The 18,562-nt window shown below is 43.6% G+C and carries 16 protein-coding genes and 1 riboswitch; of the genes, 4 read left to right on the top strand and 12 right to left on the bottom strand.

Going from position 1 to position 18,562, the window contains the following annotated elements:
• Positions 1–312 precede the first annotated feature (312 nt).
• Complete coding sequence (locus ACFQ0C_RS13335) at positions 313–789, bottom strand: YugN family protein (RefSeq protein WP_379367495.1); 477 nt, start codon at positions 787–789, stop codon at positions 313–315.
• A gap of 193 nt (positions 790–982) precedes the next feature.
• Between ACFQ0C_RS13335 and ACFQ0C_RS13340 the strand changes: the two genes are divergently transcribed.
• Positions 983–2,275 (top strand): ammonium transporter, encoded by a 1,293-nt coding sequence (locus tag ACFQ0C_RS13340; protein WP_379367497.1) that lies wholly within the window; start codon positions 983–985, stop codon positions 2,273–2,275.
• A 97-nt stretch (positions 2,276–2,372) separates the two neighbouring features.
• Here ACFQ0C_RS13340 and ACFQ0C_RS13345 read toward each other — a convergent pair whose 3' ends face one another.
• The 6 genes from ACFQ0C_RS13345 to ytxC all read right to left on the bottom strand — a co-directional run bounded on the left by ACFQ0C_RS13345 (position 2,373) and on the right by ytxC (position 8,480).
• Positions 2,373–2,843, bottom strand: coding sequence for a hypothetical protein (locus ACFQ0C_RS13345; protein WP_379367499.1), 471 nt, complete (start codon positions 2,841–2,843; stop codon positions 2,373–2,375).
• Positions 2,844–3,057: 214 nt separating this feature from the next.
• On the bottom strand, positions 3,058–3,399 hold the full coding sequence (locus ACFQ0C_RS13350) for a hypothetical protein (protein ID WP_379367501.1): 342 nt from the start codon (positions 3,397–3,399) through the stop codon (positions 3,058–3,060).
• A 191-nt stretch (positions 3,400–3,590) separates the two neighbouring features.
• A complete protein-coding gene (locus ACFQ0C_RS13355) occupies positions 3,591–3,755 on the bottom strand; it encodes a hypothetical protein (protein WP_379367503.1) in 165 nt (54 codons plus the stop codon).
• 64 nt (positions 3,756–3,819) lie between these two features.
• On the bottom strand, positions 3,820–4,500 hold the full coding sequence (locus tag ACFQ0C_RS13360) for a 3D domain-containing protein (RefSeq protein WP_258214971.1): 681 nt from the start codon (positions 4,498–4,500) through the stop codon (positions 3,820–3,822).
• 802 nt (positions 4,501–5,302) lie between these two features.
• The gene (gene thrS / locus ACFQ0C_RS13365; RefSeq protein WP_379367506.1) at positions 5,303–7,243 is read right to left on the bottom strand and encodes a threonine--tRNA ligase; all 1,941 of its coding nucleotides are present in this window, start codon (positions 7,241–7,243) and stop codon (positions 5,303–5,305) included.
• Between the two features lie 316 nt (positions 7,244–7,559).
• Positions 7,560–8,480 carry a sporulation protein YtxC gene (gene ytxC / locus ACFQ0C_RS13370; RefSeq protein ID WP_379367508.1) on the bottom strand — a complete coding sequence of 307 codons (921 nt, stop codon included), beginning with the start codon at positions 8,478–8,480 and terminating at the stop codon, positions 7,560–7,562.
• A 131-nt stretch (positions 8,481–8,611) separates the two neighbouring features.
• Between ytxC and ACFQ0C_RS13375 the strand changes: the two genes are divergently transcribed.
• On the top strand, positions 8,612–9,721 hold the full coding sequence (locus tag ACFQ0C_RS13375) for a GGDEF domain-containing protein (protein ID WP_258214974.1): 1,110 nt from the start codon (positions 8,612–8,614) through the stop codon (positions 9,719–9,721).
• A 26-nt stretch (positions 9,722–9,747) separates the two neighbouring features.
• Here ACFQ0C_RS13375 and mqnC read toward each other — a convergent pair whose 3' ends face one another.
• The 5 genes from mqnC to metA all read right to left on the bottom strand — a co-directional run bounded on the left by mqnC (position 9,748) and on the right by metA (position 15,916).
• Positions 9,748–10,884, bottom strand: coding sequence for a cyclic dehypoxanthinyl futalosine synthase (gene mqnC / locus ACFQ0C_RS13380; protein WP_379367510.1), 1,137 nt, complete (start codon positions 10,882–10,884; stop codon positions 9,748–9,750).
• Between the two features lie 176 nt (positions 10,885–11,060).
• The gene (locus ACFQ0C_RS13385; RefSeq protein ID WP_379367512.1) at positions 11,061–12,482 is read right to left on the bottom strand and encodes an EAL domain-containing protein; all 1,422 of its coding nucleotides are present in this window, start codon (positions 12,480–12,482) and stop codon (positions 11,061–11,063) included.
• Positions 12,483–12,632: 150 nt separating this feature from the next.
• A complete protein-coding gene (locus ACFQ0C_RS13390) occupies positions 12,633–13,808 on the bottom strand; it encodes a trans-sulfuration enzyme family protein (RefSeq protein ID WP_379367515.1) in 1,176 nt (391 codons plus the stop codon).
• Between the two features lie 3 nt (positions 13,809–13,811).
• Positions 13,812–14,993: an aminotransferase class I/II-fold pyridoxal phosphate-dependent enzyme gene (locus tag ACFQ0C_RS13395; RefSeq protein ID WP_258214978.1), complete on the bottom strand. Its 1,182-nt coding sequence runs from the start codon at positions 14,991–14,993 to the stop codon at positions 13,812–13,814.
• On the bottom strand, positions 14,990–15,916 hold the full coding sequence (gene metA, locus ACFQ0C_RS13400) for a homoserine O-acetyltransferase MetA (protein WP_258214979.1): 927 nt from the start codon (positions 15,914–15,916) through the stop codon (positions 14,990–14,992). Before metA ends, ACFQ0C_RS13395 begins: the two co-directional genes overlap by 4 nt.
• A 149-nt stretch (positions 15,917–16,065) precedes the next feature.
• Positions 16,066–16,206, bottom strand: a riboswitch (SAM riboswitch).
• A gap of 689 nt (positions 16,207–16,895) precedes the next feature.
• On the opposite strand from metA, the gene corA reads away from it, so the two are divergent.
• Positions 16,896–17,831 carry a magnesium/cobalt transporter CorA gene (gene corA, locus ACFQ0C_RS13405; RefSeq protein WP_379367518.1) on the top strand — a complete coding sequence of 312 codons (936 nt, stop codon included), beginning with the start codon at positions 16,896–16,898 and terminating at the stop codon, positions 17,829–17,831.
• Positions 17,832–17,956: 125 nt separating this feature from the next.
• On the top strand, positions 17,957–18,388 hold the full coding sequence (locus tag ACFQ0C_RS13410) for a universal stress protein (protein WP_258214981.1): 432 nt from the start codon (positions 17,957–17,959) through the stop codon (positions 18,386–18,388).
• Positions 18,389–18,562 lie beyond the last annotated feature (174 nt).

An 18,562-nucleotide genomic window follows, 5' to 3' on the forward strand; every position in this document is an offset into this window, starting at 1 on the left:
TCGAAGCACCAAATAACCCTCTCTCCACCAAACTTGCGGGGTCCAGGGGAGCCAGCGCCCTGGGGCCCCCCTTTGGAGAAAGGGGGGGTGGGGGGGATTGATAACCTCAAGCGTGGAGGGGCTACCTTCGCGTCAGCCAAAGGATCCCCGACCGACGCGTTCCATCCACCAACGTTCCCATCGAAGCACCAAATAACCTCTCTCCACCAACCTTGCGGGGTCCAGGGGCGCCAGCACCCTGGGGCCCCCCTTTGGAGAAAGGGGGGGGGTGGGGGGAATGATAACTTCGGGGGTTTGGGGGGTTCGAACCACCTAGGACGGAAATGTACTCTCCACTTGACTCAGCAGATCCTGAGCTTTATCTACCCATTGCGCCTCAACAGGTGCATCCTTGTCAATCGGCTCCTGAAACTGATCGATCAAAGCTCCGGTAAAATTAACCTNAGGTGCATCCTTGTCAATCGGCTCCTGAAACTGATCGATCAAAGCTCCGGTAAAATTAACCTTGGCTTCCTTATCCAAGCCTTCGTTATATACGTGTTTCAATACAAATGGAGTTCCCAAGTGAATAATCGCATCCGTTGAGTCGGCATCTCCATCCAATGCTCCGTGTGTCACCTCAAAAGGAATACGCAGCCACACTTTGTTCGCTTCATCTAAGCTACGGTCAAAATAGCCGTGTTCATAATCCCAATTGCCACCTAACGAAAAATCAAATTCATGCAAATAATTGCGAACTTCATCAAATGCTTCCTCGCGGTCAACTAATTCAAATTTCAAAGGGATCATTTGTAAATCCTCCAGTTAATTTTATTAATAGAATGATCGTAAAATGCAAAAATTATGCTGTAAAAGGATAACTGAACATTATTAGCTACATGTCATTATATCTTACGTAATTCGTTGACATAACTACCATCAAAAACGTATAATAATGGGCGGAGTAAGCGCATAATTTGCGTATAACAAGGAGATGAGCTCTATGGATATTTCCACGTTGGCTAGTGGATTAGACACCATCTGGGTGGTTCTTACCGCAGCGATGATTTTGTTGATGGAAGGCGGATTCGCCTTGCTGGAGGCCGGTTTTGTAAGACAGAAAAATGCAGTCAGCATCATTATGAAAGTATTTGTCGATATTACATTCGGGGCACTTGTCTTTTATTTTATTGGTTTCGCTTTCATGTATGGAAAGGATTTCAACGGATTAATTGGAACAAGCGGCTTTATGATGGGAGGAGACCTCACACACATCAAGCTTACGATCACTAATGACACCTATTGGTTATTTCAATGCGCTTTTGTTATCGCCGTTATTTCCATTGTATCCGGTGCAGTGGCAGAGCGAATTAACTTCCACGCTTATATTCTTTATACAATAGCTATGACAGGACTTATTTATCCTATCGCCGGCCATTGGGTTTGGAGCGTGGGAGGCTGGCTTGGCAGCCTTGGCATGATCGATTTTGCCGGCTCCGCTGTTATTCATGCTCTAGGCGGCGCTTCTGCTTTAGCAGCTGCAATGTTCATCGGGCCGCGCATCGGGAAATTTTCGGAAAACGGTACTCCTAATATCGTGCCACCATCCAATCTTCCACTGGCTTCAGTCGGCGCTTTTATTCTCTGGTTCGGTTGGTTCGGCTTTAACTCCGGCAGCACACTAAGTGCAACTAACGGCTCTATAGGCCATATAGCCGTTACGACCATGCTGGCCGCTGCATCAGGTGGCGCCACTTGTATTTTGTTCACAATGTTCCGCTACCGGAAAGCTGATCCGCCTATGGTCATCAACGGCTCTCTGGCTGGTTTGGTTGGAATCACAGCTGGTTGTGCTTTCGTTAGTGACGTTGTTGCCATTGTGATTGGAGCCGTCTGCGGTATTGCAATGGTATTTGCTACAGAGTTTTTGGAATCCAAACGTATTGACGATCCAGTTGGTGCTTTTGCTGTGCACGGAGTAAGCGGGAGCATCGGAGCTTTGGCTCTAGGCTTATTCGCAAAACCGGAACTCACAGAAGGTATTGGCCAAGGCTACAGCGGGCTTTTCTATGGAGGCGGCTGGAATCTCCTCGGAGTACAGGCCCTAGGCCTCATCATTGTCCTCGTATGGGGCTTTGGAATGACCTGGATCGCTTTTAAGCTGATTAATCTTTTCGTTCCTGCACGTGTAAGCCGCGATGAAGAATTGGTCGGCCTTGATGTTGGAACTCATGGAGTACCGGCATACAGTCAAGACAACGATTTCATTGAGTTAACCAAATTAAAGAACAGCTAACCCACATATCACTTAACAAAAAAAGTGTGTCCCCACTGGTCTGCGATGACCTGGGGAACACACTTTTTTTCCATACAAATACATTCATTAAGATTAATCAACCCGACTTATTCAGCACTTTACCATTTCTAAAGGTAACATTCATGTTCTGACCATCTTTTGTTTTGTACTGATAAGTTTGGAAAACATTCATGCCACTATCGTCTTTACTTTCTGACGTTAGCTTTCCTATTTGCCCCATTTTTTTCGAAACTTCATCATAAGTCATTCCGAAATCAACAGAATCTAACTGTTCCTTGGTTGCGATAGGCTGCTCTTTCGCTCCCTTTGGCGCTTCTACCGGAGCAGGATCTGTTTTACCTGAATCAGGCTTGGAAGCATCGGCGTTGTTTGCTGGTGGAGTCACTGGCGTATTGTTCCCGCTAGGTGCTGTAGCTGGTGGTTGAATACCGCTTGGAGAACTAACAGGCGGTTCTGTATTTTGAGCCGGTTTATTTTCTTGCTTAGTACATGCTGTCCCCACTAACATTAAAGCCAGGAGTCCAATGTATAGTTTATTCATTTTCATATTCAAATCTCCTCCATCCATATTATCGTACAAGAGAAAATTTGCCAGCTCCACACTTGCATGCCGTAGTCACATTATATCGAATCTTGTCTTATAAATCAAAAGCACCTCCTCTATGATGGCAACAGAGCCTTAAATTGAAAACTCATAGCATACAAAACATACGCAAAAAACCGGACTCCCCAAGGAATCCGGCCATTACGTTAACTAAAATCTAAACTAGTTCCTTCTCCAAATCATCACTGATTGTTACCAGATCAGCAGGATCACTATTGTTCAAAATTAACCTGGCATTCTCCAGCTCCGCACGCAGCTGCCGAATCTGCTGCAACGGCTTCTTAACATAGTGGATATATTCAACTGCTAGATGATGATCCGGTTTTTTCCCCGTAAACATCCGGCGTAAAGGTGACATCGATTGGTAGCTTCTTTCTTCCATTTGACGCTTTTTCTCGTAACGCTCAATAACCTGTTCAATCTCCGCAATTTGCTCTTCTTTACGAGCCATATACTTTTCCAAAAACGGATACACTTCGGCTGCTTTTCGTTTATTCACTGGAATCGTACTCCCTGTTAACAGAGCATTCAGCATGGAATATCACCTGTCTTTTCATGTTAACTATCATCACAATAATAATATTTTACACTAAAGCAGCCGCTTTGAAAACATTTATTTTAAATAAAAATGCCAGAGCTGCACATTTATATGCAACCCTGGCACTTTTACTTACACCACTTAATCAATGACTATTGTTTTGAACTCTCATTCGTGCTTTGACTTGGATTATTTTGCGCAGCACGCTTTACGTTATTAGCCAAAACCTCTTCAGAAAACTCTGTATCATTTTGTTGTTGCTGTTGGTTGTTATTGTTGTTGTTGTTGAATTTATTGTTGTTTTTGTTTTTTGCCATGGTTTATCACCTCCCCTTACACAACTATAGTATGGGACGAACAACCATGTTTTATGTTGGAAATTTAAAACAATATTTCGTTTTGCAGCTGATTCCACATGACCTCGGTAATTTTCCCTCCGCCTTGTTTAACGATAAAGACATTCAAGGTTTTTTTGCCCCATTCCTTGTAGACCTGGTCTTTCGTCTCGAAGTAAAGGTCAATCCGATTTCCTTTAATGGCTCCGCCTGTATCAGCAACAACACCATAACCGTAGCCAGGAATCCACAATACGGTTCCTATCGGAAATACCGAAGGGTCGGCCGCTATCGTGGACAGAGAGTTTTTATTACGTTTTACCTTCATACCCGAATAGGTGACCCCGTACTCAGGATGCCCAGGATTTTTCCCTGTCGATTCCTTGCCAGCATAATACCCAGTAGCCACCACTTCCACAGCTTTTAACCGGGACAAGTCATGGTTTAAATTAGGTATGACGTTATATTTATTCGATTTTTGTTTATTCTCTGCTTGGAGGTTATAGCTTACAGTGGACACAGCCCTCGTCTCATTGCTTTTAGGATCCTGATCTTGTATTTTACTGACTGGGTCACGAGCTTGCTCCTGCTCCCGGTTAAGCACCGGATACATTTGCGAGGCCTCACTAACCTGATCCCGTTGCTCCTGCACGAACAGAAGAAACAACACCAGCAAAACAGCAAACAAAAAGATCCACCTTGCATGATTTACGGCTTTAGGTAACATAGCTTCTTTAAACCACCCCTTATTTATAAGAGGCTGTCCATTAATTGAAGGAATTATACGTAAAATCCATTTAGAGTACCGCTGACACTAACCTCTAAGAATTTGAATGCTCCATATTGAATACCTGATAAACAGTCGTTACTTACAAAAAACGGGGTTGTGCAAAAATAGCCTGAGCTTTTAGAGGCAGCACTTTTGGGGATATTATTTACGTGAATGGAGGGAACGAATGTTTGAATATTGCGTTTTATCCTAGAGGAGATTGGGATTTTGGGCGATTGCCGAAGGAAAGGAAATAGATGGAAATCCTCACGTTAATCCAGCCTGGATATCGTTTGAAATCAATATAACTGGAAAAACTAACGCTAATATAGCCGATATTGGTGATATCATTAAAAATCAGTAAAATTAGCATGAGAAATTCCAGCTATAGGGTTCGGAACGCAATTTTTCGGTGCAATTAACCTGACATTTTCCTGTTATTTGCGTGGGATTCACCTGGATGCGATGCAATGACGTAACTGAACTCCGAACTCCGAACTCTAAACTCCGATACCCGAGATTAGGCATTCGCGCGCGAAGTAGCCTCATCTCTGCATTTAGCTGAGAAGACCGAGTAAGGGCCGCCTCAAAGGGTACTCCCTAGTCCTAGTAATTGAATCCCATGAAATGTGCAAAAAAACCCTTCAAATCCACTATCAAAGTTGGAATTGAGGGTTCTTTTTGCAACCATATTTTCAAGATAAAATGATGGATAGGCTATCCCAATATGCCTTCTTTTGAGACAGCCCTGTATCATCCATTAGTCGATTTGCTTTGTTCTAATTGCCGTTTCAATTAGACTTACAACACTATCCAAGCTCTGAACGCCCAGATCGCCTTCTCCACGCTTACGTACGGATACACTTGAGCTATTCATTTCATTTTCCCCTACAACAAGCATATAAGGAATTTTCTCCAGCTGAGCTTCACGTATTTTATAGCCCAGCTTCTCGTTGCGAAGATCGGATTCCACGCGTACGCCAGCCAGCTGAAGCTTCTCAGCTACCTCTTTAGCATAGCTCTCGAACGCAGTTGAAACCGGGATCATCTTCGCTTGTACCGGGCATAACCATGTTGGTAAAGCTCCAGCGAAATTTTCCAGAAGGAATGCTGTCATACGTTCCATTGTTGAGATGACGCCGCGATGAATAACAACAGGACGATGCTTCTGCCCATCATCTCCAACGTATTCAAGCTCAAAACGCTCAGGCAGCAAGAAATCCAATTGGGCCGTACCCAAAGTCTCTTCCTTCTTCAGTGCAGTTTTGATCTGAACATCAAGCTTCGGTCCGTAGAAGGCAGCTTCACCCTCTGCTTCATAGAACGGTAATCCCAATTCCTCAACTACCTCGCGCAGCATGCGTTGTGACATTTCCCACATCTCATCATTCGGGAAATATTTCTCAGTATCCTTAGGATCCCGGTAGGATAAGCGGAAGCGGTATTCCTTAATACCGAAATCTTCATAAACATGGCGAATCAAATTAACGACTCGTGCAAACTCTTCCTTGATTTGATCAGGACGGCAGAAGATATGCGCATCATTCAATGTCATAGCTCTTACCCGATGAAGCCCAGTCAATGCTCCTGACATTTCATAACGGTGCATGGTCCCAAGCTCCGCAATACGTACCGGAAGATCTCTATAGCTGCGCATATCGCTTTTATATACCATCATATGATGAGGACAGTTCATTGGACGAAGGACAAGCTCTTCATTGTCCATAATCATTTTCGGGAACATATCCTCCTGATAGTGCTCCCAGTGGCCGGATGTTTTGTATAATTCAACATTAGCGAGCACTGGTGTATACACATGCTGGTAACCAAGACGCTCTTCCAAATCAACGATATAACGTTCCATGGTTCGGCGTACTTTGGCACCATGAGGCAGCCACAACGGCAAGCCTTGGCCAACTTCACGGGAGAAGGTGAACATCTGCAATTCTTTGCCTAGCTTACGGTGGTCACGTTTCTTAGCTTCCTCCAATAAATGTAGATGCTCATCCAGGTCCGCTTTTTTCGGGAAAGCTGTTCCATAAATACGCTGAAGCATTTTATTTTTCGAATCACCACGCCAGTAGGCTCCTGCTACACTTAGAAGCTTGAACGCTTTAATACGTCCAGTTGAAGGCAAATGTGGTCCGCGGCAAAGGTCAAAAAACTCCCCTTGATCATAAATAGTCAATTCAGCGTCTTCCGGCAAATCACGGATTAATTCAAGCTTCAATGGATCCTCAAGCTCGGAAAAAATACGATTGGCTTCTTCACGGCTGACCACACGTCTGCGGATTGGCAGGTTTTCCTGAGCAACCTTCTCCATCTCCTTCTCAATCTTAACCAGATCATCCGGTGTTAGCGGTGTTTCCAGATCAATATCGTAATAGAAGCCATCTTCGATTACAGGACCGATTCCGAGCTTAACTGCCTTCTCACCGTAGATGCGTTTAATCGCCTGAGCCATAAGATGAGCTGTACTGTGCCGATATACCTCCAACCCGTCCTCACTGTCCAATGTGACAATAGATACCGCAGCATCCTGCTCCAAAGCTGTGTTCAGATCCACCGCTTTTCCGTTAAGTTTACCAATCACTGCATTCTTCTTAAGCCCTGAGCTGATTGAACCAGCAATATCTTCGATTGTAGTTCCTTGCTCATACTCCCTAACTGCTCCATCCGGAAATGTTACCTTTACTGCCATTTCATTTCAGCCTCCATTCTTTTTTTGCAAACAAAAAAAGCGCATCATCCCAGAAAGGGACGAGTGCGCTTGGTCTCGTGGTTCCACCCTAATTCGATTCGCAATCTTTCCTGATGTATGCAGGCCGATCAACAAATCCTCAATAAGCATCTGATAACGGAAATGAACCGGAGAATTATACTAGTCAGGCGACAATGCCAGCGTTCCAACTCTCAACTACAAAGGGGTAAAGGAATGTCGTTTAAACTGAAGGAGCTTCCAGCCAAGTCTCCTCTCTCTGCGCAGTACTTCATCCTTATTGTCTTTGATTTCAGTCTTATCCTTTATTATAATCAGATGCAGCCGAACGGTCAAGATTTTGGCATAACCTGCAATATTCACATATTTCAACACGGTTTTCAAAAATTTGCTTAATGGTTTGGATTATTTGTACATCCGGGTCTCTTGTGTGAATATAAATAAGCTGTGGGGATACGGATATCAAAGTACTTACAATGACATCCTCGAAATTAATGTCTTTTTCAAGCATTTCGATGGTCAATGTTGTATCGCCGGATGTATCGATTTTCTCCATTTCTTCGTTAAATAGTAAAAACTCATTGCCGCCTTTATGTATTAAATGGGCAAGTGGAATTTTGGCCTCCTGGATGTAAACAAAATATTGAAGCAGTGAAATAAACTCCCGGTATTGTTGATCCATCAAAAACTCATCAATGGCATATTCGGCGATTTCCCGAAGCTCTTCAGTGTACTCATCTAATCTAAATCTCATGAAACCATCGATGTTTAAGACTGTATTTTCCTGTAAAAAGCTTTGAATGCCCTGGCGTATTTTCTCCTTACGGCGCAGTACCATCTCACGCTGCTCCCAGAATTCATTCGTCTTTTCGACCATAAGCATTTGTCTATAGTAGCCTAGAATGGAATTAATATCAGTTTCTTGTTTGTAATCAAATTCTTTTAAAATCAGAGCCCTCAGCAATTCCTCTTCCTTATCGCTTATTACCCAATCAGCAATTTTCTCAGAAACCTTCTGAATTAGCGCGTCCATACGTTTGTCCAATTGAAATCGAGGCATAACCCCATTAACTTCAATTATGGAACAGGTTTTATCATGCTGCAGTTCAATTACCGCATTGTGTTTATAAGAATCCCATACCGCAGCTGCAACCGATTCATGAAGTCGTTGAACCGATTCTTCCGGTACTTTCATTAAAGTCAAAGCAAACAGCTTCATACCATTCACTCCCTTCTTACCTAGTAGCTCCTACTTAAAGTATATGGTCACTTGAAGGCATATATACAAACAACAATTTCCCATGGTATAGTTAAGTAATTAGAAAGCCGCAATAATGGAGTGACAACTGAATGGGGTTTGACTTTATACAATTGGTTAACTTGCCTCTATGGAACCGTAAGATTATAAACGGTTATTGGATTATTATAGGCCTTGCTGTCTTGCTCTCCATCTTTAACAATGTGATCAGTTACTTTACCAAACAATATGATTCGGTTCCTATAATCACGCTTGGTGTCGTGTGGGTTCTTGGGGTGGCGGCTTTGGAAGCTGCCAATTATTGGATTAAGAAAGGGCTCGATTATATTATTATTACGGGCGCTTTCATCATTCCGGTCAGTTTGATTTATTCGTTTCCTGAAGACAGCGTTTTATTAACAACACTATACCTTCCAATTCTAATCTCCGTGTTGTATTTTCAGCTCCGTAAGGTTATTTTCTCGGCTATCCTAAGTTTAATAAGCTTTTATGCTCTTTACTTATTGTGCTTAAGTGAAACTGCTTTGTATTCAACAAATGACCTCATAATCATGACCTGTGTTCTTCTCTGTGGCGCCATTGTTGCAATAAGTGTCATGAGCCGCGGGTCCGAGCTTTTGAAGCATTTGCAAACTTCACTCGCATCCAGCCAAGATCTACTTGTAAAAAATGTAATAATGGACAAGCAGATAAAAACCGATGCGCTAACCGGATTATATAACCATATGTCCTTCCATGAGTATTTGGATAAGTTGATTGAGCAAGGGGAAAAGTATAATCTTTCCTTCCAGCTTGCCGTTCTGGATATCGACCACTTCAAGAAAGTGAATGATACTTTCGGTCACCGGGCAGGAGATATTGTACTGAAGAAGGTCGCCCAGTCGATAACGTCTATGGTATCACCCAACGATTTTACAGCCCGTTATGGCGGCGAGGAATTCGCAGTTATTTTCACAGATATTGAATTAAACGAGTCATTACTTAATCTTGAAAATATTCGCACTTACATTTCTGAGCAGCACCATGAGGAACTGAAAGGCAATGCGGTAACCATAAGCATCGGTGTTCAGGATTATGTAAAGGGCTGTACGAAGGAGGCTCTTTTCACAGGAGCCGATCAGGCCTTGTATGAGGCAAAAAGAAATGGCCGTAACCGCACGGTAGTCCATGATCCACAAAAAGAAACAACGAACCCGAATTAATCGGGTTCGTTGTTTTTTATTAGCTATTAATTTTGCATCATAAAGTCGTTTTCAATCTTTTCGTTAACATCGTCAAACACACGTAGAATGTCATACTTCGTATTGCGCTGCGCAGGGATTTTGCCAGCATCACGAATAATGTCCAAGGTGGATGAAATGTTGACCTTATGCGTGGTGCCTGCAGCCGAAACAACATTCTCCTCAATCATGGTAGAACCAAAATCATTGCAACCATAATGAAGGGATTGCTTCCCTACCTCCGGTCCCATTGTTACCCAGGAAGATTGGAAATTAGGGATATTGTCCAGCATGATCCGACTGATCGCAACATTCTTCAAATAATCCTGTGGTCCTAGCTTTTCAGCCTTCAAATTCGTATTGTCGGGCTGAAACAACCAAGAAATGAATGCCAGAAATCCTGGCGTCTTATGTTTATTCGCAATACATTCGTCTTGAGCGTCACGGATGCGAAGCAAGTGAAGGGCCCGCTCCTCCATCGACTCACCAAAGCCAATTACCATTGTGCCTGTAGTATGCATGCCGATTTTATGAGCTGTCTGCATGACATCCATCCAATCACGCCAGGACCCTTTCAGACGGCTGATCTTTCTCCGGGTACGGTCATCCAATATTTCAGCGCCACCGCCAGGCAATGAATCTAATCCAGCCTCATGCAGCTCACGCATAACCTCTTCCAGCGTAAGCCCATCCGATACATCCTTCATCTTCAAAATTTCTGCCGGTGAGAAGGAATGCATTTGAATGGAAAACCGCTTCTTAATTTCGCGAAGCAGATTTGTATAATAAGTAAACGGAAGGTTTGGATTAGTCCCACCTTGCATCAATATTTCTGTACCGCCCACATCCAACGTTTCTTGAATTTTGTTGAAGATGGTCTCGTCGGACAGAACATAACCTTCCTTGGAGCCGGGAGCACGGTAAAAGGCACAAAACTTACAATACACATCGCAAATATTAGTGTAATTGACATTACGTCCAATGACGAATGTAGTAATCGGCTCCGGATGATGTTTGAGCATAATCCGATTGGCTACATGTCCCATTTTCTCAATCTGGTCAGATCCATATAATTCGATGCAGTCTTCAAGACTGATACGGTTTCCTGCTAAAGCATTATCAAGGATGCGGTCAACGGAACTCATCCTGCTCACTCCTTTTATTCTGGCTATATGTTTTGTATACGAAGAAAATCATCTAAACTATCGTACCATAAACGAAGGGCTTAGTCATTAAAAGAAAATCCCGTTTAAAATTTAACAAACAAGAGATTACCCTGAGCAAAATGCTCTTCGGCAATCTCTTGGGTTAGTTCATAGCTCTAGGCGCTGTATACTTGGCGGTTCCCTCTAATCTTCTCTTTCACCAACCGGAACTGTTGAGTTCGGTCTTGATTCGCTATGAAAGGCTCCGGTCTTGCAAAATAAAAGCCTTGCCCCATCTGTACCTGCATTTCATACAGGACATCGGCTTCTTCTTGCCTCTCAACACCCTCAGCAATAACTTGACAATTAATATTTTCCGCAAAATGAAGCATGGCACGAAGCAGTGACTGCTTCACTTCAAATTTGTCGATATTTTGAATAAGCGATCTATCGATTTTGATGATGTCCGGAACGAGCTCCGAGATCGTTTGCAGACTGGAGTATCCTGCGCCGGCGTCATCAACAGCAAAACGAAAGCCATGGGAACGGTATTTGGTTAGTAAATGACCCATATAATCAAAATTTCGAATGGCATGGCGTTCTGTAATCTCCAAAACAATTTGCGAAGGTGAAACTTCTGGATGCTGAGACATGACGTCTAGCAGTTCATTTAAAAAAAGCGGATGACACAAGGTTACAGGTGTGATGTTAATAAATACTTGCTCACGGATCTGTCTGACGGCAATTTCATTAAATGCTTTCTTGATAACTAAAAACTCCATTTTTGATAATAGATCAGCCTGATAAGCAAAATCAAACAATTCAATGGGGGAGTGAAAAGGAGTATTATGCGGGCCTCGGGTCAAAATCTCCCAACCGAAGATTTCACCGGTATTTAAGTTCATAATCGGCTGCGTCAGCACGGAAATATTCTCCGTTTGTATAATATCAACCAAATGCTGCCTTGATTTAGTAAAATGGGGCGGCAATTTCTTGGTTGCGATCGAATGGGCATAATGGTAGGCACTATGTATGGCCGCTTCCGTATTTTCAATATCCTGATTTATCATGTAGCAGCCGACCTGAAATGTATATGAAGCTTCCTCATGAAAACGGGCTGGCAAGCGCAGTCTCCGCTCTAACTCATTCCGTAATAGAATGGATTTTCGATGCATCTCGTCATAAGTGAAGCCTTGATGCTCCTTGATGAAAATACAGAAATCTTCACCGCCAAATTGCTTAATTCCAAGAATATCTTGCTTCTTAAAAAATGTTGGTATCACTTCGCGCATCGTTATGCGTATGTGCTGCTGCAAATTCTGAATAAATGAGTGGGGATAAGTGGCAAAAAGATGATGGAAATCTTCCATATAAAACAAAAGCAAACCGCAATTACCGCCTTGACGCCGATATTGCTGAAGGATCGAGACTATAGGATCGCGTAGTGAAAAATCAGGGGGGAAATACTTCAATGACTTGTTGGAAAAAGGTAAATAACAAATCATTTTTAATTTTTCTTTCCAGTTAGAATAAGAAAGTACGGTCATTGTATCCCCCATTTTGCCGCCAACAATTGTTGGAAATTTGAAATTAATCATATCATGAGTTAACCGTTGGTGAATAGTATAATAACATAAAGATAGCGCTTTCAAATTAAAAATGATGCCGAAGAACTAAACAATTGCTCAAAATATATAGAAAACAGCCGAAGAATGTCAACTAACAATCCTTCGGCTGAAAATTTGACATTATTCGGCAAATGTTAATGCTTGCTCCAGATCAGCAATCAAGTCTTCGATGCTTTCCAGCCCTACTGAATATCGGATTAGACCGTCCGTAATCCCTCGCTCCAATCGAACCTCCCGTGGCATTGCCGCATGAGACATCATGGCTGGGTAGGACAATATACTTTCCACAGCCCCCAGGCTGACAGCAACCAATGGAATCTCCACCTTGCCCAGCACCTTCTTGGCACGTTCTCCTGAGCCAACATCGAAGGATACGACAGCTCCGTAACCAAGCGATTGTTTCTCGTGGATGGCACGGCCAGGATGACCCGGTAAGCCAGGATAATATACAGCTTCTACTTCAGGATGCTCTGAAAGCCACTCAGCCAAGCGTTGTGCACTTTTCTCATGAGCATCCATGCGTGTTTTCAAGGTTTTCATCCCACGCATAAGCAGCCAGGAATCAGATACACCTAGAATGGTTCCAAGCCCATTCTGCAGCTGTTTCATACGGATACCCAAGCTTTCGTTGGCAACAACAGCAAGACCAGCAGTGACATCACTGTGACCGCCCAAAAACTTGGTGGCACTGTGCAATACAATATCAACTCCGTGCTCTATGGGACGTTGATGGTATGGAGTCATGAATGTGTTGTCAAGCATCGTCAACAGGTCGTGCTGCTTAGCCCATGCTGTGATTTCCCCGATATCCGTAATCTTCAGTGTAGGATTCGATGGAGTTTCCATGAACACAGCCTTGGTATTCGGCTGGAGCGCCGCTTTTACCTTATCCAGATCGGTCATATCGACAAAGGTTGTCTCGACATTCATCCTCGTCATGATCGTGCTCAGCAGCCGATAGGTGCCCCCATACACATCTTCAGTGCATATGACGTGATCGCCTGCGGATAGCAGCATCGCAGCAGCCGAAATAGCTGCCATACCTGATGCAAAAGCAAAACCGCGCGTTCCGCCCTCCAGCACCGCAATGTAATCCTCTAGAGCTTGACGGGTCGGATTTCCTGAGCGCGTGTAATCAAATTCTTGCTGCTCATCCAAAGCTTCTTGATGGAAAGTTGAAGCCTGATAAATTGGAGTACTGGAAGCTCCTGTTGTTGAATCGATGGCTCTATTAAAATGAATGAGCTTCGTTGCGAATTGACGTTCAGCTTGTCCTTCGGTACGATTGCGCGCCATCGACTAAACCCCCTCGACTTCCGCCTGTGCAAGATCAATCGCTCTAGACAGATCAGCAATCAGGTCATCCACGTGCTCAATGCCGACTGAATAACGAAGCAACCGGTCATCCACACCAAGTTGTCGACGTATTTCTTCGGGAATGTCCGCATGAGTCTGGACCGCAGGGTAGGTCATAAGCGATTCTACTCCCCCAAGACTTTCCGCGAAAGCAATTAATTTAATATGACGCAAAATCGGCTCAATGAATCGGGCATCCTTAAGCTTAAAGGAGAAAATACCCGTATTGCCTGAAGATTGCTTCTGCTGAATTTCATAGCCTGGGTGAGTTTCCAAAGCCGGATAATATACGCTCTCCACCTGCGGATGCTGCAGAAGGAAGTGGGCCATTTGGGTAGCATTATACTGATGGCGTTCCATACGAATCGCCAACGTCTTCATGCCTCTCATCAACAGCCAGCTGTCCTGAGGGCCTAGTACGGCACCCATGGAATTATGTAAAAATGCCATTTGCTCAGAAAGTTCCTTGCCCTTGGTTACAATCAGACCGGCAAGCACATCATTGTGTCCGCCCAAATACTTCGTCGCACTGTGAATTACGATGTCGGCTCCGAGCTCAATCGGACGTTGGAAGAAAGGCGTTAACAACGTATTATCGACGATCGATAATATGCCTTTCTTCTGGGCCCATCCGCATACAAGCTCAAGGTCAGTAATCATCATCAACGGGTTCGTCGGTGTTTCGATCAGTATCGCTTTGGTATTCGCAGTATAATGCGATTCCAATGCGTCCAGATCATTCGTGTCCACATAAGTTGCCGTTACACCAAAGCGGGACATAATTTTCTCCAGCAAACGATAAGTGCCTCCGTATAGATCAAGCGAGACAATCAGGTGATCTCCCTGGCTAAACAAGGCAAAGATCGTTTGCAGAGCAGCCATGCCTGAGCTGCAGGCAAAACCCGCGTCGCCGGATTCCAGCTGTGCGATAGCTTCCTCCAGCACCTTGCGCGTCGGGCTTTTCGTGCGGGCATAATCAAAGCCGGTGCTTTGACCCAGCTGCGGGTGGCGGAAAGCCGTTGCCTGGTAGATTGGGAAGCTCACCGCACCCGTAACCGGCTCCTCAATGGAACCGATTTGAGCCAATCGGCTCTCGATTTTCAAATCCTTATTTTGTTCGTTCATATAGAAAAGTCCTCCTTGTGTAAGTCATACGGGGTTTCTTGGTACACGTAGTAGTTCAACCAATTGGAAAACAGCAGATTCGCATGGGCTCTCCATGAAACAAGAGGCGGCTTGGACGGGTCGTCATTAGGATAGTAGTTTTTAGGTACCTTTACGTCCATTCCTTTATTCACGTCACGGTCATATTCAGCTTTCAATGTACAAGCATCGTATTCAGAATGGCCGGTTACAAATATATGCTTGCCATCTTTAGTTCCTACGATATACACACCGGCTTCAGGTGACTCCGATAAAATTTCAAGATGAGCCACCTTATCGATATCCTCTTTGCGAACCTCGGTATGACGGGATTGCGGTACCAGAAACATCTCGTCGAAGCCGCGCAGTAATTTAACATTTTGCTTGGTCGTCACATGCGGGAATACGCCGAACATTTTCTCATCCAAACCGTATTTCGGTATTCCAAAATGATAATAAAGTCCTGCCTGCGCTGCCCAACATATATGCAAAGTTGAAGTGACGTTGCTGCGGCTCCATTTCAAAATTTGCTTCAGTTCTTCCCAGTAGGTTACATCTTCAAATTCCAGCTGCTCAACCGGCGCTCCAGTGATGATAAGACCGTCGAACTTCTCATGCCGGACATCCTCAAAGGTTTTATAAAATTGCTCCAAATGCTCAGCAGAAGTATTCTTCGAAGTATGCGTTCCCGGATGCAGCAGCACAAACTCCAACTGCAGCGGTGTATTGCCGATTAATCGTAAAATCTGAGTTTCTGTTGTTTCCTTGGTAGGCATCAAATTCAATATGGCAATCCTCAAGGGGCGGATATCCTGGTGATAAGCAACCGTTTCATCCATCACGAAAATATTCTCATTCAATAGGATGTCCTTAGCTGGCAAGTGGTCGGGGATTTTAATAGGCATGGGTAAATCACTCCTTTAAGTGGTTTCGCAGAAAGCTTGCTTCTTAAGCATTATCTCCGTTGTATATCATCGAAATCCCGCAAAAAGGCACAAAAAAGGCCTTTTTCGCGCAAACGAGAAAGGCCTTGTTATATACTTAACAATGTCCTCTCTCATCTCTCAGAAGCTTGAAGCTTCCGCAAGAATTAGCACCGTGCATTCTTCTATCTACACGCTGTTAGCGTATTGACAAAAGTTTGTCGGTTGCCGGGTGTCATAGGGCTAGTCCCTCCACCTGCTCTTGATAAGAGTTTAAATCTAAAGTTTATTAAGTTGTCACCTAAATCATTCAGCTTGGCTGAATTATAAGATTCAGATGTTATAAGAAAAGCTTCCATTCGATGCTTATTCGATGAAGATACATTCGTGTATAAGCGGTAGCTTTTCTTGAACCATCTAAATCATTCAGCTTGGCTGAATTATAAGATTCAGATGTTATAGCAATACTTTATACGAAAACTTCTTTAACGTCAAGCGGTCAAAAAATGTTGAAAAGTTGAACCGATCCGCTCATTCTGAGGACCCTCTCCCCGCTTTTTTGCATACAGTATCATACATACAAAAAACATATGGAATCCATTCATTTCACCTTGATGTGTGGAAAATGAAGGGTTATACTAGACAAGTATTAGACAACACTAGCAAAGGGGTGCAGCAATCGAATGGACGGAGACCCGAGGAGTAGTATCTGCGTTCAAGTACAACCAAATATTTCGTTTGGAATGCAGCCGGCTTACGCCGCCGATTTGCTTGCGCCGAACAGACCTTAGCCGCTTTATCCTAATTTTACGGTTGATCTCATCCAATTTTACCTAAGGAGCTGTCTCGCACAAATCGACGACGTTTCTTCTGTGCTGTATTCCTCACGGTTACAGTGCAACCATGACTTCAGACACTATGAAGTTTGGTTGTCACTTATCTATGTGAAGGGGTGGGGCAGATGAAAACACGTTTGGTGCAGGACGGTATTTTTACGTTGGTTGAAGATGTAACACATGCAATGGAAGCGCCGGAGCACGGCTTTTACTGGATTGATGCGGATACTGAGGATTTGGAGATTCTCCAGCCTTTATTCCATCTCCATGAATTGGCTGTAGAGGACTGCTTGACTGAAGAAGAACAGCGTCCCAAAATCGAACTTTATGACTCTAATTATTTCATAGTGATTAATAGCATTCGTTTTGATGACGAGGAAATCTTTCTGCGGGCGTTGAACATTTTTCTTGGCAAGCATTATATTATTACGGTTACACGCCAAAAAATTAATGAACTGCGCGCATTAAAACCCATTTTGTGGGAGGAAGAGGTTGCTGCGCCGGACCGTTTTCTTTATCACTTGATGGATCTTGTAGTCGATAATTATACCAGCGTTGGCGATCGGATCGAGGTTAAGATCGAGAAGCTGGAAGAAGATATATTAATGCACACCAAGAAATCTCACTTGAACGAAATCATCGGTTTGCGAAGTGAAATTTTATGGTTGAAAAAGGTTCTCGTTCCACAAAAAGAAGTAATCTCCACTTTAAACAAAAAGGAACTTAGATTGATCAGCGAGCCGCTCAAAAAATATTTTGGAGACATTTACGAAAATGCCGTCAAAATCTCAGAAACATTCGATACATTCCGCGATTTGATGGCCAACTTACGTGAGGCCTACCAATCCAGCCTGGCCAACCGGGCGAATGAAATCATGCGTGTTTTTACGGCTTTAACTACCATATTCATGCCGCTCACATTTATAACCGGTATTTATGGAATGAACTTCGAATATATCCCTGGTATTCATTGGGAGTTTGGCGGAGTTGCCGCTGTCATTTTCATGGTACTTGTCGGTATATCCATGTTGGTTTTGTTCCGAAAAAAGGATTGGCTGTAAACAATTTTTGCAAAGCTTCTGCCTTGGCATCCAGCCAGCGCGGAGGCTTTTTTCATGAACCTCATGTTTCAAAATATTCTGAAATGTTTAATAAATTAGATAAACCGAATAGAGAGGTGATAGCCATGTTCAACAAAATATTGGTTGCCTATGACGGTTCCGAAACAGCGCAAAACGCATTGCACAAAGCTATTGAGATGAAAATGACATTAAAGGATTCTTATCTTGAAGTCGTACATGTATTCCAAGTCGCTAGTGCTGTTCTTGGCGATGCACTCTTAACCGCACCTGTAATGGTGCAAGACGATCTGTATGAAGCAGCTGAGACACTAACAAGTGAAGTCAGACAGCAGATTGCTCATCTTCCCTTTGCAGCGGCTACATTACTTGATGGCGGACCGCCAGCCAAAGTCATTTTAGACTATGCCGAAGAGCATCAATTTGATCTTATCATCTCGGGCAGCAGAGGTTTAGGAACGTTCAAGGAGCTGCTGCTGGGCAGTGTGAGCTACGAAATTGTACAACATGCCAAGATACCCGTGTTAATTGTTAAATAAATTATCTATAAGCCTGCTTCAGCTAAACATTAGGCGCATTCACCTGCATTGATATTTGCCATCATTCTTAATTGATATCTTCACAAGCCCATATACCAAAAAGGCTTTTCACCCTGTCCTGCAAGCTTATGAGGCGAGGTGAAAAGCCTTTTCATATCATCCAAAAGCCCACTA

Source organism: Paenibacillus sp. GCM10027630 (assembly GCF_042676305.1).
Lineage (GTDB): Bacteria > Bacillota > Bacilli > Paenibacillales > NBRC-103111 > Paenibacillus_S.